General features: G+C 49.3%; 14 protein-coding genes. 5 read left to right on the top strand and 9 right to left on the bottom strand.

Features of this window, described 5'->3' with window-relative positions; genetic code table 11:
• The 6 genes from Q0R17_RS17075 to Q0R17_RS17050 all read right to left on the bottom strand — a co-directional run.
• Positions 1-2,306, bottom strand: a 2,306-nt coding sequence (locus Q0R17_RS17075) for a TonB-dependent siderophore receptor (protein WP_293937139.1), incomplete at its 3' end; no start/stop codon positions are given.
• A 593-nt stretch (positions 2,307-2,899) separates the two neighbouring features.
• The gene (locus Q0R17_RS17070; protein ID WP_293937136.1) at positions 2,900-3,808 is read right to left on the bottom strand and encodes a recombination-associated protein RdgC; all 909 of its coding nucleotides are present in this window, start codon (positions 3,806-3,808) and stop codon (positions 2,900-2,902) included.
• Between the two features lie 227 nt (positions 3,809-4,035).
• Entirely contained in the window at positions 4,036-4,848 is an 813-nt protein-coding gene (locus Q0R17_RS17065) for an anti-sigma factor (RefSeq protein ID WP_293937133.1), read from the bottom strand.
• 8 nt (positions 4,849-4,856) lie between these two features.
• Positions 4,857-5,363 carry an RNA polymerase sigma factor gene (locus tag Q0R17_RS17060; RefSeq protein ID WP_293937131.1) on the bottom strand — a complete coding sequence of 169 codons (507 nt, stop codon included), beginning with the start codon at positions 5,361-5,363 and terminating at the stop codon, positions 4,857-4,859.
• Between the two features lie 9 nt (positions 5,364-5,372).
• The gene (locus Q0R17_RS17055; RefSeq protein WP_293937128.1) at positions 5,373-5,792 is read right to left on the bottom strand and encodes a nuclear transport factor 2 family protein; all 420 of its coding nucleotides are present in this window, start codon (positions 5,790-5,792) and stop codon (positions 5,373-5,375) included.
• 91 nt (positions 5,793-5,883) lie between these two features.
• Complete coding sequence (locus Q0R17_RS17050; protein WP_293937125.1) at positions 5,884-6,891, bottom strand: YncE family protein; 1,008 nt, start codon at positions 6,889-6,891, stop codon at positions 5,884-5,886.
• Between the two features lie 800 nt (positions 6,892-7,691).
• Here Q0R17_RS17050 and Q0R17_RS17045 point away from each other — a divergent pair.
• The 5 genes from Q0R17_RS17045 (at position 7,692) to Q0R17_RS17025 (ending at position 13,471) form a co-directional block, all read left to right on the top strand.
• On the top strand, positions 7,692-8,729 hold the full coding sequence (locus tag Q0R17_RS17045; protein ID WP_293937123.1) for an extracellular solute-binding protein: 1,038 nt from the start codon (positions 7,692-7,694) through the stop codon (positions 8,727-8,729).
• 536 nt (positions 8,730-9,265) lie between these two features.
• Positions 9,266-10,858: an iron ABC transporter permease gene (locus tag Q0R17_RS17040; protein ID WP_293937121.1), complete on the top strand. Its 1,593-nt coding sequence runs from the start codon at positions 9,266-9,268 to the stop codon at positions 10,856-10,858.
• Positions 10,859-11,336: 478 nt separating this feature from the next.
• Positions 11,337-12,374, top strand: coding sequence for an ABC transporter ATP-binding protein (locus tag Q0R17_RS17035; protein ID WP_293937118.1), 1,038 nt, complete (start codon positions 11,337-11,339; stop codon positions 12,372-12,374).
• A gap of 39 nt (positions 12,375-12,413) precedes the next feature.
• Positions 12,414-12,923 (top strand): GNAT family N-acetyltransferase, encoded by a 510-nt coding sequence (locus Q0R17_RS17030; protein ID WP_293937116.1) that lies wholly within the window; start codon positions 12,414-12,416, stop codon positions 12,921-12,923.
• A 32-nt stretch (positions 12,924-12,955) separates the two neighbouring features.
• On the top strand, positions 12,956-13,471 hold the full coding sequence (locus tag Q0R17_RS17025; RefSeq protein WP_293937114.1) for a GNAT family N-acetyltransferase: 516 nt from the start codon (positions 12,956-12,958) through the stop codon (positions 13,469-13,471).
• A gap of 31 nt (positions 13,472-13,502) precedes the next feature.
• On the opposite strand, the gene yiaA is transcribed toward Q0R17_RS17025, so the two are convergent.
• The 3 genes from yiaA to Q0R17_RS17010 all read right to left on the bottom strand — a co-directional run bounded on the left by yiaA (position 13,503) and on the right by Q0R17_RS17010 (position 15,972).
• Positions 13,503-13,946: an inner membrane protein YiaA gene (yiaA, locus tag Q0R17_RS17020; RefSeq protein ID WP_293937111.1), complete on the bottom strand. Its 444-nt coding sequence runs from the start codon at positions 13,944-13,946 to the stop codon at positions 13,503-13,505.
• 155 nt (positions 13,947-14,101) lie between these two features.
• Positions 14,102-14,641 carry a hypothetical protein gene (locus Q0R17_RS17015; RefSeq protein ID WP_293937109.1) on the bottom strand — a complete coding sequence of 180 codons (540 nt, stop codon included), beginning with the start codon at positions 14,639-14,641 and terminating at the stop codon, positions 14,102-14,104.
• The gene (locus tag Q0R17_RS17010) at positions 14,638-15,972 is read right to left on the bottom strand and encodes a peptidylprolyl isomerase (protein WP_293937107.1); all 1,335 of its coding nucleotides are present in this window, start codon (positions 15,970-15,972) and stop codon (positions 14,638-14,640) included. Before Q0R17_RS17010 ends, Q0R17_RS17015 begins: the two co-directional genes overlap by 4 nt.
• Between the last annotated feature and the right edge of the window lies 1 nt (position 15,973).

Genomic DNA, 15,973 nt, shown 5'->3' with positions numbered 1-15,973 from the left:
ATCTCCCATGTGGCATCGCTGACGGCGCGCCATTTTGGAATCGAGCCAAATTGGTTGCTGCCTGCGCCATCGGTGAGCGGCTCGCCAGTGGAAAGCGGCTCGGCAAATCTTAAAACATGGCTGATCTGGCTGCCCAGTTTTAAGCTGCCGTAGTCTTTGCTGTTAAAGCGCTGACGTAAATCCAGATCAATGCCTGATGTTTCGCGATCGCCCATATTGCTGTACTGGCGATAAAGCGTGCTGATGCGCCCCTTTTCATCGCGCACAATTTTGCTTGGATCACGGCTTTCATTCGCAATAATATCAGCGCCACTTTGCGTACCGATCAGGCCGCTTTGCTTGATATTGTAGTAATCAAGGCCAATGCTGCTGTCGTTTGTTGGCGAGAGCACAAAGCCCAGATTAAAGTTATCCGATCGCTCTGGCTGCAGGTCTTTATTGGCGGCAATAATATTGGTTACGCCACGTGATTTGGTCGGTGCAATTGGATCACGCGGATCAACCACCGATCCGTAGCTGACTGCCGAGCTTTTGGTGATCTCAGGCAAAGAGGGTGCACGGAAGCCGCGTGAAGCCGAGCCACGCAGCAGCAGCCAGTCTGCAGCCTGATAGCGGGCACTGGCTTTAGGCGAGAAAGCATTGCCAAAATCGCTGTAATGATCTGCTCGTGCCGCCAGGTTGACGTTTAAGTCTTTAATCACCGGGATGTTGAGCTCGGCAAAGACGGCGGAGACTTTGCGTTCGCCATCGATAATATTAATGGCCGGGCGCAGCTCAGTGCCTGAAAGCACGGCATCGGAGGTGCGTGAGTCCATTTTTTCCTGACGGAACTGCGCACCAGTAGCAAAGCCTACGCTGCCAGCAGGCAGCTCGAACAATTCGGCAGAGGATGCACTGATGTCGGCGGTAATCAGGCTGGATTTTGCTGGGCGTAGGGTGGAAAGGCGCAGGCGGTTGCGGACTTCTTCGCTGTTTTTGGATTGATCGGCAAAGTTGTAGCTGCCGTCTTTTAATACTTTTTCGTATTCGTAGCGGTTTACAAAATTCTGTACGGTTTCTTCCAGTGTGCTTTGTGAATAGCCAAGAGAAGCATCCCAATCCCAGCCAAAGGCCGTGCCTTTGATGCCGGATAAAACACGATGCAGGGTCACTTCATCCGTTTTCAGACGTTTACCCAAATCAAACAGCGTGGCGGTGAAATCCAGCGGCGTGGTGCCAGGGTTGTTGGGGTGGCCTACCGGCAATTTATTGTTAATGGTTTCTAAAGCTTGTTTCTGATTATTCCATGCGCGCAAGGTGCTGCTGACGGTGAGTGGGGCACCAAAAGTCAGATTGGCGCGGGAGAAGCCGTATAAATATTCGGCATAGGCTTGCGTATCATCGTTAATCCGCAAATTGGCGCGGGCAAAGGCGTGATAGCGCTCAATACCTGGAATTAGTGTGCTGTAGGGGGCATCGTTATAGGCTAAAACTTGGCCGGTTTTACCGTCTGTAATGCTGCCGTAATCCGTAAGCTTGATCGGGCCTTGCGGGCCTCCCAATAGCTTGGTTGGGTCGCCATCGTAGTAATTAGTAATCACCCGGTTCAGGCTGCCTCCCGATTGGTTTCTGAAGTCGCCATCTTTCATCCAGCTCACATCGCTTTGGTCGAGCTGATCGCGTTTTTGCCCGTCTAAAGAAAATACGACATTGAAATTATCTTCATTGAAATCACCAAAGCCGGTTTTGATGGAAAAGTTCTTTTCAGTTTGCCCAGTGCCTTCGGTGGATGAGCCTAGTTCGGCGCTCAACTCGGTGCCTTTAAATTCTGAATACAAAATAATATTCACCACGCCCGCGACGGCATCCGAGCCGTAAACAGACGATGCGCCATCTTTTAAGATTTCAATTCTTTGCACGGCCGCCATAGGCAGGCTGTTTAGATCAACAAAGGTTTCTTGTAAGTTTTGTGCCGTGGCATAGCTGCTGATGCGCTTACCGTTAATCAACACCAAGGTGTTTTTCTGGCCTAGCCCGCGTAAGGAAACGCCCGAAGTGCCTGCTGAAAAGCTGCCGGTAAATTGCTCGTTATAGCTATTGCCGCTATTGGCAGAGATGGAGCGGATGACTTCAGAGACGCTGGTTTTGCCGCTGGCGGCAATTTCTTTGGCGCTGATGACTTGCACGGCGGTTGCGCCTGCTTTTTGGCTGATGCGAATATTAGAGCCGGTTACGGTCACGCGTTCTACTTTATTGGGCGTGGTTTCTGCTGCAACAGCAGGAAAAGCAGCGCTAATGGCCAGCGCGATGGCTAATGGTTTAAACATACTATCCTCGGTACATATCTGTGGAGCTGAAAAAAAGGCAAAGTTTGTCCCTGCGCCTTGTCTGAGCAAGGAGCGGTTTTATGCTTTACAGGGGCGATTTAAAGAGAGCGGCGGCAGCAGTGGCTGTTGGGCAGGGCGATCAGAGGGAAGATATTTGCTTGCATGGTGTTACTTTTTTAGTAAGGTGTAAGCACTATAACGAGCGTTTAAAATTACTAAAAAGAATATAAAATTAATTATATATATTTATTTGGAATATAAAGGATGGCGTGGGGCGTAAACAGGGCAGAAAATATCAGGGAAATGTATTAATAAGGGGGGATCTGCCGCAGTGTTTAGGGCTTTTTGATTGGAAATCAATAGCTTGCCTGAAAGCAAAATGCATAAGCTTAAAGCGGGGGTGTAAAGCTATAAATCCTTGATTTAGCAGCTTGCATCGCGTTTTATAGAAAAATACATGGGGTCGATGGTTTTCTTTTATGTGTTTTGTGGTTTTTTAACGTTGCGATTCAGGTTTTAGCTGGCTGATTCTGGAATGTAAAAAAAACGCCGCTCATAAAATGAGCGGCGCTTTAGTATGGAAGGCAGGGCGCTTAGCTGGCTAGTTCTTCACCCAGCGCAGTGATCAGCTCGGGAATAAATTGGCGTAATTCGCCGGTAGATAAGGCAAAGCTAGATTCAAACATCGCGTCTTGCGTATCCACATCCGCATCTTTTAGCTCGTCTTGCAATACATCCAGCATGCTCATGCGCTTGATTTCTAACTTTTCAGTTAGCTGAAAAGCAATCCGCTCATTCCAAGTGAGGCCCATTTTGCTGACTAATTTACCAGTGGCAAGATGCTGTTTGACTTCGTCGCTATGTAAGTCTTGGCGAACAAAGCGGGCAATGGCACCGTCATCCCCTGGAAACTTTAATTCGCAATCGGCATCTAGCTCAAACGGCACCGGTACTTCGTTTTCTAGCCAACTGGTCATGGCGGTTTGCGGGGTGATTTGGGTTTGAATGAGACGAGTTGGCAGGCTGCCCAGCGCTTCTCTTAGCGAAACCAATAAATGTTCGGCTTTAGAAGCTGCTGCGCTGTTCACCATGATGAGATTTTGTTTTAAATCGATCAGCGCACGGTGGGTGCTGACGCGGGTGAAGGCACGTGGACGTAGCTCTTCTGCCACGCGTTCACGAATATCCTTGGCTTCTTTACGGCCCACTTTGCGTGCTTCTTCTTCCTCGATATGGCGGATGCGCTCTTCGGCTTCCTGTTTGACCACTACGGCAGGTAGGATTTTTTCTTCGGTTTTTAAGCAGACCAAGACCATATCTTGGCGGGCAAAAATAAACTCGTCAGGAATATGCGGGGCAGGGGCTACCCAGCCTTGGCTCATTAAATCATGGCTGCCACAGGGAAAAAATGGCTTTTTAAGTAAGGATTCGGCAATCGATTCGGCCGAAAGTGCATGTTCGGGGCTAAGACGGTAGAGCTGAATATTACGAAACCAGAGCATGGTAGAAACTCGATTAGAGGCAGGATGGGGAGTTTTACTTGCTGAGCATGTGTGGCTCAGAAGGAAGTGAGTGATCTTGAATTTCGATAAATTAAGCGTTACGACCGTGATTGTCCAGCCAAAAATTTGCCTGTAGCAAGGTGGTTCAAATAGCGGAGTGTTATTTTTTGGATGCTTGGGAGCGCGCCGCCAAAGGCAAGATCTGATTGTTTACTTGTTAGGCGGGCTTACATCATTATTTTTTGCTGGTGAACAAATTTTGCAACACGCAGTAAATCCGCTTGAGCAGTGCCACTGGAAATCGCATAGCCCATGCTTTTATCCACCCAGTAAAATACGTTTACTGGCCCGTCCTGACCAAACTGAAAGTCGGTAGTGGCTTGGGTTGATGGGATTTCTTGGGTGACATACAGCGTTAGCCTTTGGCCGGATGCATCGTGATACATCAGCTGGGCGACCGGCCCGCGCTCGCCCGGCAGAAGTCGGCCGCCGATCAGGGTATAGCCGACAGATTGCAGGCTGGGTGGCTTGATCGGGGCGCCTAAGCGATTCGACAGCCAGTTTTCCAATTGTTGAGCTTGATCAGCGCCAACTTCAACAGGACGGCGGGTGTCTGGGCTGTAAACAACATGGGCCACGGCGGCCCGTCGGGCAAAGTCTGCCAACTTATGGGGGGCGTAATCACCGACTGAGCGCTGGATAAAGGCGGTTTGTAGCGTGTTTTCATCGGCTAGCCCTCTTGCGACCCATGCTGATCCGGCGCTGCTGATTGCGATGACGATGCCAGCGGCAATCCTTTGCAAGTGCCACGGCCTTGGCGGCTTGGCTGCATATTGTAGGTGAGCGGATATTTTTTCATCCATCACAGGATTATATAAATCGCGCAGCGCCTGTTTTTGTGCCTGATAGCTTTGCATACGCCGTGCTTCTTCGGGGTGCGCGGCCAGATAAGCTTCAACTTCCAGCCGCCTGCCAGGGGAGAGCTGCCCATCAATACTGGCGTGGAGTTCTGCTTCAGTCACCGTGTGCGTTGGATTCATCGGGGGGCTCATTTGACGATTTTTAAGCGGACAGGTTTATCTTGTGCTTCTAGCACGATGCGTAAGCGTTCACGGCCTCGTGATAGCCGGGACATCACCGTGCCGATAGGAATATTGAGTGTTTTAGCAATATCTGCATAAGCCATTTCTTCTAGTGCCACTAGTAATAATACTTCCCTTTGCTCATCGGGCAATTGATTGAGTGCCGCTTGTAAATCACGCATCGCCAGCTGTTCTCCTTGTCGGGCGGCAATAGGGATTTCCGGGGTGTTGTCATCCAGCTCAACCGTGTGAATGCGCGGGAGGCGAACACCATCTGCGTGCAGATTATGCATGATGCTGAATAACCAACCGCGCATATCAGCAACCCCTCGCCACAGGCTGGATTTCAGCCATGCGCGTTCTAGTGTGTCTTGCACCAGATCGTCTGCCTCCTCTTTATGCCGCACCAACGCCCGCGCATATCTGCGCAGGCGGGGCAGCATATTCAGAAGCTCGTGTTCGTCGAGCCGCATGGAAGGCGCTTAGTTAAAATTTAATTGTGGATCAATTTGCCATGTTTCACTGATGATTTTTCCTTCACGCCAGGTCAGCACATAGCGGACTTTGATCTTGGCTTTACCTTCAAAGAAAACATTGGCGGTGACGGTTGCCCCTTTGGGGTTGAGTGATTCTTCTAGTTTCTCGATGCTGACTTTTTGCGTGCCCTGTGTTTGGGTAAATTTACTCCATACCGTGTTGATGGCTGTTTTGCCAGCATAGAGGCCATCAATAGGGCCGCCTACCCAGTTGAATTGGGCTTGCTCGGCGTAGTTTTGCATCAGTTGTACAACATCCCCTGAGGCGATGCTTTGAAAGTGCGCGCGGCTGTCTTCTGCGGGCGAGGCAAAAACATGAGTGCTCAGCAAAATGAGGGCTGCGGGTAAAAGGGCGCGTTTAAGCATGGCGTATCAATCCTTTGTGTTGTCGGGTGTGGAAACAGTTAGCTGGGCAGGGGAATCCCGCTTCGCTAGATCTGCATTATTAAAGTGGTGCTCACTTTGGGGCGGCAGTGATTTGCTGCACAATTTTCTGGGTATCTCGGTCAACTTTGGCAATGCTTAAGTCTTCATTGAGCACATAGGCCAATTTTCCGTCGCGGGTAAATGCAATGGCTTGGCGCGGCTGCTTAAAGCCGGTGATGGTGGCAACCACCTGTAGAGTGGCAACATCAACCACCGAAACTGTCTGATCGGCTAGATTGCCCGAATAAATAAAACGACCATCCGGCGAGAGCGCTGCACCGTAAGGCTCGCGGCCGACAGCGACGAGGCTCTGGATTTCCCGCTTGGCAATATCTACAACAGCAAGAGTGTGTGTGCCGCTATTGGCTGCAAACAGCGTCTTGCCATCTGCGCTAATTGAAATTGCGCGAATCTTGCTGAAGTCTTTGATCTCACCCTCAATTTTGTCGGTCTTAGTGTCAACAATGGTGACTTTGTCGCCTAGAAAATTGGTGACATAGAGCTTGCTGCCATCGGGGCTTAGCTTTACTCCCTGGCGTGGTTGAGCAAAGCCGGTGATCACACTGCGCGCCAGGCCACTGCGGGTGTCAAAACGGGTGACCGTGTTTGAAGCTTGGTTATTCAGATATAAATTTTGGCCATCTTTGCTGATCGCCGTGCCAAAGGCACCTGGGCCGGCGGCCATACGCGATTGGATTTGAAGTGTGGTGGTATCTGTTTTTATGACTTCACCTAGACTGCTGTCGGAGACATAAAACGATTTTCCATCTGGGGCGAAAACAATATTTCTTGGCGTGATATAGCCTGGCAAGGTTTGGCGAAGCTCACCTTTTTTAAGATCGTAAACAAGCAGCTCTGAGCGCTCGCTATAAGACACCACGGCGGTGCTTTCATCTGGGCTCAGGGCCAGTGAATTGTTACGGATCTGGCTGTCAAATTTTACGGGGTTTATGTCAGCTGCCCATAACCCAGAGCTGCAAGTAAGGGATAAAAGGGCAGTACACAGTTGGACTGCGGTGGTACGAAAAGGGCGCGTCATATAGATCCTGTCTAAGAAAAGGGCTTTGCGGTATACAAAGCGATACTTATTAAGGTGGACGTACGACTGCGCCGTTTTATTCCATTTCATGTGAGATTTTTTTTGTTCGGTAGAGGGCGTGCTTGCCGAGCAAACAAAGGGTGGCTTATTTTTTAAGGTGTTGAGTTTCAAAAAGATAGGCCGCTACCTGCGATGCTTCTTCCTGCGTGATGGGCGCTTTAAATTACTAATAGTTTGGAAAGTAAAGCCGTTTTTTATGAAATTAGGCTATATTTTTAGCCATTTTTACACTGTATTTTGGGTAAACGTATTTACTTGAAAATGACATTTCTTTCTAAACGTTTAGTATCCCGTGGTGTGTTTATTGATTTAATTTTCTTACTAGAAAAAACGATTGTTAATAATTTTAATCTTACTTAAAAATGGTTTATTCCTAGCAAGAGGCCAGCATAAACTGAGTCATCTATTTTCCATATCTAAATGATTTGAATAAGTTGTTTAGTAAAACTAAACGTCAAAGCGGGCGGAGGCTGTTTAATTTGGGGGGCTTTGTATCAATGGTGTTTACACCGTGCCGCTTCGATAAGCCTCTTTCTCGCACGTTTTACTGGCCTTAGCTATGATGGTTGGGGTAAAAAAAGAGGTGTATTGAGATCCGCTACTGAATGGCAGCTTGCTTGATTTAGCTGGGTTATGCTTGTTGTATAAGTAGTGCTGAGCGTTGCTTGGGCGGTGTTTTTTAGTGTATTTGTGTCTTCCCTTCTTTGCGTGTCTATGTCATTCTTTGCCGCGTATTGAGAATGGTTTCTAATCCTCGTGATGTTTGTTTACATTTTAAAGAAGGAATTTCCGTGAAGCGTCTTGTACTTGCCTCCTTGCTTGCTGCGACTTCTTTGGCCCATGCAGAAAGTGTTACGCTTTATTCCGCTCGCAATGAACAGCTGCTCAAGCCTTTGCTCGATGCCTTTACTAAAGAAACAGGGGTTGAAGTTAAGCTTCTGACGGATAAAGAAGGCCCTCTGCTGGAGCGTCTGCGTGCTGAGGCCCAAAATACGGCGGCTGATGCGCTGATTACAGTGGATGCGGGTAATTTGTGGCAAGCCTCTAAAATGGGCCTGCTAAAATCGATTAAATCAAACACCCTGAATGACAATATCCCTGCGCATTTGCGTGATCCTAAGGGTGAGTGGTATGGCTTATCGGTGCGCGCCCGCACGATGTTTTTTAATAAGAACAAAGTAAAAGCCACAGATTTATCTACTTACGAAGACCTTGCTAATCCAAAATGGAAAGGCAAGCTTTGCCTGCGCACCTCCAAAAAAGTCTACAACCAGTCGTTGGTTGGCATGATGATCGCCCAATATGGCGAGCCTAAAACCGAGAAAATTGTGCGCGGCTGGGTGGATAATCTGGCTACCGACGTGTTCCAAGACGATACCGCCATGCTGAAAGCGATTGCCGCGGGCCAGTGTGACGTGGGTGTGGCCAATACTTACTACTTTGGCCGTTTGATTGAGGCGCAGCCTAATTTACCCGTCAGTATTTTCTGGGCGAATCAACAAGTCGAAGGCGTGCATGTGAATGTATCGGGTGCTGGCGTGACGCGTTATGCTAAAAATCCTGAAGGCGCTATCAAGCTTTTAGAGTGGTTGTCGTCAGATAAAGCACAAAATCTTTACGCCGATAAAGATATGGAATTCCCTGCAAATCCTAAAATTAAAGCTTCACCGTTGGTGGCGGGCTGGGGGCCATTTAAATCAAATGTGATTAATGTATCTAAAGCCGGTGAGCTGCAATCCACTGCGGTACGTTTGATGGATAGGGCGGGTTATCGTTAAAACCTAATGCACTATATGCATCAAGTTGCTTGATATGTCTCTGCCCAAACTCATCATTCATATCGTAGAGCGGCTGCGACCCAATATGCGCTAAAAAAGTTACATAAGTGTTTATGCGCAACTAAATTTGAATGGCTGTAGGTTGACGCTGAGTGAAACGAAGCCCAACAATACGATTAAGAATGTTGAGCTTCTCGCATGCTCAGCGTCAACCTACAAGATACGTCTATATTCAAATTAAGTGATGCAGCTCAACAGCTTTATTTTCCCTGTAAAACCCTGTGGGCCTTCATTTTCTCTGTGTTTAAGGTTTAACCCGCTGATTCATATTATGATTTTTTTAGTGAGCGCACATGGGGTGTAATCTGCCAGCGATTAAAAGCGTAAAAGTAAAAAACGGCGGGTTGATCCGCCCTGCGATGATCTAATCGGTGAATAAGAATTGTTTCTTGTGAGCTGACGAAGCGCACTCCATAATACGCAACGGGCAAGCAGATCTCTGCTTGCCCGTTTCTCATCTGGGCTTTTAATCATTTATGCAAAAACTGTTCTCCAGAGGATCTCTGTACGCCTTACCCATTGCCTTACTCACTTTAATTCCTCTGCTGGTGGTGCTGTCTTCTTTCTTGCACCCGCAGCCAGAAATTTGGCAGCATCTCTCTGAGTATGTGCTACCCCGCGTGCTTAAAAATACCGCCATACTGCTGCTGGGCGTGTCCGTGGGTGTGCTGCTGCTGGGGGTTTCGCTGGCTTGGCTTACTGCGGTGTGTGATTTTCCGCTGCGGCGCTTCTTTGCCTGGAGCCTTATGCTACCGCTAGCCATGCCCGCCTATGTGCTGGCTTTTGTGCAAGTTGGCCTGCTGGATTTTACCGGCCCAGTACAAACGCTGCTGCGTGAATGGATGGGGGATTCGGCTTGGTTTCCGCGTATCCGCTCAACCGGCGGGGTGATTTTAGTGCTGACGCTGGCGTTTTACCCTTATGTGTATTTGCTCGCTAGAAACGCTTTTCTGACGCAGGGCAAACGTGCGCTTGAGGCGGCGCAAATGCTGGGTATGTCGCGGCGCATAGCGTTTTTTAAGGTGGCCTTACCAATGGCGCGCCCTTGGATTGTGGGCGGCTTACTCTTGGTGTTAATGGAAACGCTGGCAGACTTTGGTACGGTGTCTATTTTTAATTTTGATACGTTTACCACGGCGATTTATCAGTCTTGGTTTTCGCTATTTAATCTGCCTGCGGCATCGCAATTAGCCTCCATCTTAGTGATGTTTGTACTGGTGCTGGCCGTGGCCGAACAGTGGGGGCGAGGTCGTCGGCATTATGCGGTAAGGGGCGGAACGGCTGAACGTATCGTGCTGCGTGGTGCGGGCCGCTGGCTGGCCGTGGTGTGGTGTGGGCTGGTGCTGCTGATTGCCTTTATTATTCCGATGATTCAGCTTTTGGTGTGGGTAAAAGGCGTTTGGGCGCTGGATTTTGACACTCGCTACCTTGGATTTATTTTGCGCTCGATTGCCATTGGCGCAATGGCCGCCTTGCTTGTTACCGCATTGGGCTTACTACTGGTGTATGTGCAGCGCCGCTATGCAGACACCCGCTGGCTGGTGCGCATCGCTACCTTAGGCTATGCCGTGCCGGGAACGGTGTTGGCGGTGGGCGTGTTTATCCCGATTGCTTGGCTGGATAATCTGCTGATCCCTATTGTGGCTTACTTGGGTATTGCCACCACGCAAGTATTAAAAGGGACTTTGCTGGTGATGCTGCTGGCACTCGCTGTACGGTTTATGGCCGTTGCGTTTGCGCCAGTAGAAAGTGCCATGCAAAGAATTACCCGTAATCAAGAAGACGCGGCAAGGTCTTTAGGCCTATCGTCAAGGCAAGTGCTCAGACGCATCCACCTGCCGTTGCTGCGCGGTGGTTTGCTCACGGCAATGCTTATTGCTTTTGTAGATGTGATGAAAGAAATGCCGATCACTTTGATGACCCGCCCCTTTGGCTGGGACACTTTAGCGGTGCGCGTGTTTGAAATGACCTCCGAAGGCATGTGGGAACGTGCCGCTCTGCCCAGTTTTTTTATCGTACTGATGGGATTGATCCCAGTTATTTTGCTGGTTAGAAAAACGGAAGACTGATGTGAAAGTTAAAGAGGGCTGTAGGCATAGAGAAACACCAAGGATGCAGGGCGAAAAACCGAGGGTGGATGATCTGTATGTAACGAATGTTACGTACCCAGGGTCTGGCCACTAAAAACATGAAATGCACGAAAAAAGCCAAGAACACACATTGATTTCCCTGATCATGTCTCTTACTCAAGCAAAGCCATATATGACATGTAGGCCAATATCCTGTAGGGGCAGCTGCTTGCTGCGCCACTACGAGTTAGTACCTTGGATGATGGCCGCGTGTCACTGTTCGTGCTTTACGTTTTTTCGTGGAATACGTTTTCCTGACTAGCGGCTTAGCTCGGCTTATTGAATTGTCATTCCCGCAAAGGAGGGAGTCCAGCTCTGCTGAGCTGTCCCGCTAATCAGGTGCGTTTTTATCTTTTTGCTATTCTCTGTGTCTACATCACTTAGGTTTTGTCTGTTCTGGTTTGTTTTGAGGGTTTATATGCTGCAACTATCTGATCTTGCGATTCTCCTTGGTGATCGTACCGTAGTTGAAAATTTGTCACTAGATTTGCAAGTGGGGGAGATTGGCTGCCTGCTGGGGGCCTCTGGCTGCGGTAAGACCACGGTGTTACGTGCTATTGCTGGCTTTGAAAAGCCCGCAGCGGGTAGCATCGTACTGGCGGGTAAAGAGGTGAGCAGTGCAGCAAAAATGCTGCCGCCAGAGCAGCGGCAGATTGGGATGGTGTTTCAGGATTACGCGCTGTTTCCGCATCTTACCGTGGCTGGCAATATTGCTTTTGGCTTGCGTGGGGCTGGCAAAGCAGAGCAGGCCACGCGGGTGGCGGATGCTTTAAAGCTGGTGGGCTTGGATCACGTTGAGCATCGTTATCCGCATGAGTTATCGGGTGGCCAGCAGCAGCGCGTCGCCTTGGCGCGTGCGTTGGCCCCACGCCCACAGCTCTTGCTTATGGATGAGCCTTTTTCAAATTTAGACGTTGAGCTGCGCGAAAGGCTGGGGCAAGAAGTACGTGCCATCTTAAAATCCGCAGGCATGACGGCTATTTTGGTGACCCACGATCAGCGGGAAGCCTTTGCCGTGGCGGATAAGGTCGGCGTAATGAGCGAAGGCCGTATCCGCCAATGGGCCACGCCTTACGATTTATACCACCAGCCGCTGGACCGCTTTGTGGCCGATTTTGTAGGCGAAGGGGTATTACTGCCGGGCATTGTTGCTGCGGGTGGCAAGGTTGAGTTTGAGCTGGGCATTGTGCACGGCAAAATGCCAGCAAACTGCTGCATGGGCTGCGTAGCCGATGTACTGGTTCGCCCTGATGATGTGTTACATGACGATGCAAGTAGCATGAAAGCCAGAGTGTTGGCAAAAGCATTCCGTGGTGCGCAGTTTCTTTACACTCTGGCACTGCCTTCTGGGCAAAAAGTGTTATCGCTTGTGCCTAGTCATCATAATCACGCGCTGGGTGAAGATATCGGTATTCGGTTAGAAATCGATCATGTGATTGCATTTAAGCGCGGTTAAGTATTGAAAGAGGTGTTTTTAACTATTAAAGGATCTTGCATGTTAATCAGAAAACTCACCCCCAATGATGCCGCAGCACTTAAAGCCATTCGGCTGGAGGCGGTACAAGATGCCCCTCGCTCTTTTTGGTCTAATGCTGAGGAAGTTCGTGCCAGAGAGCTGGATAGTTTTTGCCAGCAGCTCAGTGATCCTTATGAAACGATCTATGGTGTTTTTTTAGAATCAAGTTTAATTGCTATTGCAGGTTTAAAACGATATGGCTTGGCCAAATTGCAACATAAGGCCACTATATTTGGTGTTTATACCCAAGCCATGCAGCGTAAACAAGGGATTGCTCGGCGCTTATTATTGATTTTGCTGGATGATGTTTATTCTGATCCTAATATTGTGCAAATTAGCTTAAGCGTAAATACAGAAAATCAAAGTGCAAAGGCGTTGTATATCTCTTTAGGTTTTGAGCCTTATGCCTTAGAAAAGAACTCAATGCGGGTTGATGGTGTTTTTATTCATGAAGAGCATCTGGTATTAGCGCTGCCAATACGGGGCTGATATTGTATGTAGCAATACAGTATGGGAAACCAATGCCAATTTATTTATCACCTATTCAAGATTTAACTGCGATTGCCCTGGATAAAATACCTGAAGGTTTATATGGAGAAGTGGGCAGTGATGCGCTATTACCCAGTTTTGTGGCCGTGCGTGCGCTTGCTCAATTGGCTTTGGGTGTGGCAGAGCAATGGGCGCGGCCATTTCATTTACTCCGCAAGGCAGACCATGCCGTGGTGGGCAGTTGTGGTTTTAAAGGTGCACCTATTAATGGCCAAGTAGAAATTGGCTATGCCGTGGCGACAAGTTGCCGCCAGCAAGGCTTTGCCAGCGCTGCCGTGCGCCAATTGCTGCTAAAGGCTTTTTTAGACGCAGAGGTGAGTATGGTGGTGGCGCAGGTTGATCCAAACAATACACAATCAACTCAACTCGTGAAAAAGCTGGGTTTCACTAAGCAGGGCAGTCAGCTTGATATGGAGGGTGATTTATTGGTGCAGTGGGTGTTTGGTCGAGCAGATGTTTTAGAATTAGGCGCTATGCCAAGGGCTTAAGCCCTTGGCTTTGTTTTGCAGATTGTAAGTGTTATTTAAAGCTTTCTAAATCACTTTTGCCAACGTCATCTGTGCTCGATTTATACAGCGCGATATCTCGCACATTTTTTTGCACAGCCACTGCCGCAAATAGGCTGAGTAAATAAGACATGGCATAAAAGCCTTTCTCACTTTGGGTAATGGTTGCATACCACAGGCCAATGGCCAGTAGCAGCAGAGCCGATGCAATTGAAATCCAGCATAGAGCAAAATAGAGGTTGGTTACTGGGATATCTTCTATGCGATCGCGAACTGATTTTTGCAAAGAGATTGCCGCAAATAAGCCATAAAGCAGCAGGGTAAAGTAATAGCCTTTTTCATTTAAGGCCATGGCGGCATTCCATAGGCCAGTGGAATAGGTGATTGAGCCAATAAAAAGCGCAAGCCAAGATGCGCCAACAAAGGCACCAGAAGGCCCGTTATGCTTAAGTTTCATATTCATTTCTGCCAGTGATAAATCGTATTTATAAGCGCAGAATCGTAATTTTCTGTCTGCCTTGGTCAGCAGCAGGTTAAATTAATGCGTGATTTATTGCAATAAGCAGAAAGAAGCAGCCGATGGGATGCATAAAGTGCCAAAGCGTATTGCGCTTAATGCGTGGCACCGATTTCTGGATGCTCAGTGATCAGCTGGCTGCGCATCTCCTCTAGCTGCAACACTTTTTTTTCCTGCCCAGCGATCAGCTCTGGGGCAATGCCTGCCGCTCGGCCACGGTTGATATCCTCACGTAATTGCCGGATTTTTTCGGGGACTGCCGCACTAAAAGCGGCCAGCTCGCGTAGATTTTGCCTTGCTTCATACTGCTGATAGGCGGGGTGATCGGCCAGCTCTGGGGGCGTGGCGGTTTCTGAGTTATTGCTGCGCAGGATGGGCGGGGTACGTGGGTCGCCATTGATGCGCGCATCGGCCATGCTTTCTGCCGCTGCAATATAAACTGGTGGCGCTGCTTGTGGGGTGTTGCCTGCATCTGGATAAAAGCGTTTGAGCCAATCGGATGCTGCTATAGATTGGGTTGGCGCGGTGCTGCTGGCGGCTTGTTGCGCCAGTGTTGGGCCGCTGATCTGCGGTTGCGGCCACAGCAGCCAAGCCAGAGCTAGCCCTAGTGTTAAAGCGATTAATAGCGGCTTCATTCCAAAACCTGCCGTGTCAGCTTGCCTACTGCTGGGCTGACTTCAATCTTGGCGTTTTGCCACTGTTGTTGTAGCAGGGCATTTAACTGTTGTGAGGCTTTTTGATGGGCGATTTCGGCGCTGGCGGCGTAGCGCACCGCTTCTGAGCTGGCGCTTTGATAGTCTTCTACGCGTTGCTCGGTTTTGATGATGTCCCAGCTGGCTGCGTCGTCTGGCCCCACCGGAGCCCGAAAGGCCTGGGAAAGCTCTGTTTGACTAAATGCAATCTGTGCCAGCCAGCTTAGTGTGCCTTGATGCACAATCCAGCCCAAATCACCGCCTTCTTTGGCACTGTCTGCAATGGAGTATTGCTTTGCAAGGCTGGCAAAATCTTCACCATTTTTTAGCCTAAGGATCAGCTTTTTAGCTAGTGCTTCATCCGCCACACGGATATGGCGCGCTTTTACCTTGGCGATGCGTTTAAATTGCGCTTTATGCGCTAGATAGTAAGCTTGCACCTCGGCCTTGCTCACCTTTTTGGCTAAGGCATCTAAGAAATCGCTGCTATCGTGTTGATCACCAATGCCATAGATTTTCATCAGCGCTTCAGCGTCTTCCTGATCGTTTAAGCTGCGGCGGTAGTCGCTCACGGCCGCCGAGCCAAACTTTTGCTCCGCCCAATAAAGAGTAAACAGGTTGGCCAAGGCAATTTGCAGCTGTTGGCTTAGATAGGGCTGATTCGCTGCGTATAGCTCGATTCGCCCCTGCACATTTTGGCGGTGGTAAATATCGTAGAGAGAAAGGTTGCCTTTCTGGCCATTTGGCAGCTGATAGCGCAAAAGGCTGCCTTGCTTGGCCAGATTAATTTGCGCAGGCTTTAAAGCGTATTCCAGCGTGGTTTGTGCGGGAGAGCCAAAAATAGCCTGCTGCTGGCTGGCACTTAGGGTGTTTTCTTCCTGAATTAGTGTTTTGAGCGTGCCACTAGGCAGGGTTTTAACCGCCTGATCTAGCTCTTTGCCATACAGCGCTCTTAGGGAGGAAGCCAGCCGATTTTCAATAGCCACATCTCGGGCAAAGGCGATACGGCTGGCGGGGTGCAATACTTCAGGCGGGTATAGCCGCCGTGCCTCTGCCGCTAGTAGTCGCTGGCTTAGCATTTGCGCCAGCAAAGTCGTTCGGGAAAGCGGCGCTTTCCCGCCGGCCAGCTGCTGCATATTGTCTAAGCTAAAGCGGTACAACTCTTCTGCATTGATCTTGGCCGCCAGCGCATTGTTTTGCAGCTGGTAGAAAACTTGCGCCTGAGCACAGACACTGGCAAGGCTGAGGGCTAAACCGGCAAAAAGCTTAAACATC

Origin of the sequence: Iodobacter sp. (genome assembly GCF_025352645.1) — a bacterium.
Classification (GTDB): Bacteria; Pseudomonadota; Gammaproteobacteria; order Burkholderiales; family Chitinibacteraceae; genus Iodobacter.
Note: the sequence above shows the minus strand (reverse complement) of the source record. Positions and strands in the feature narration are given on the sequence as shown.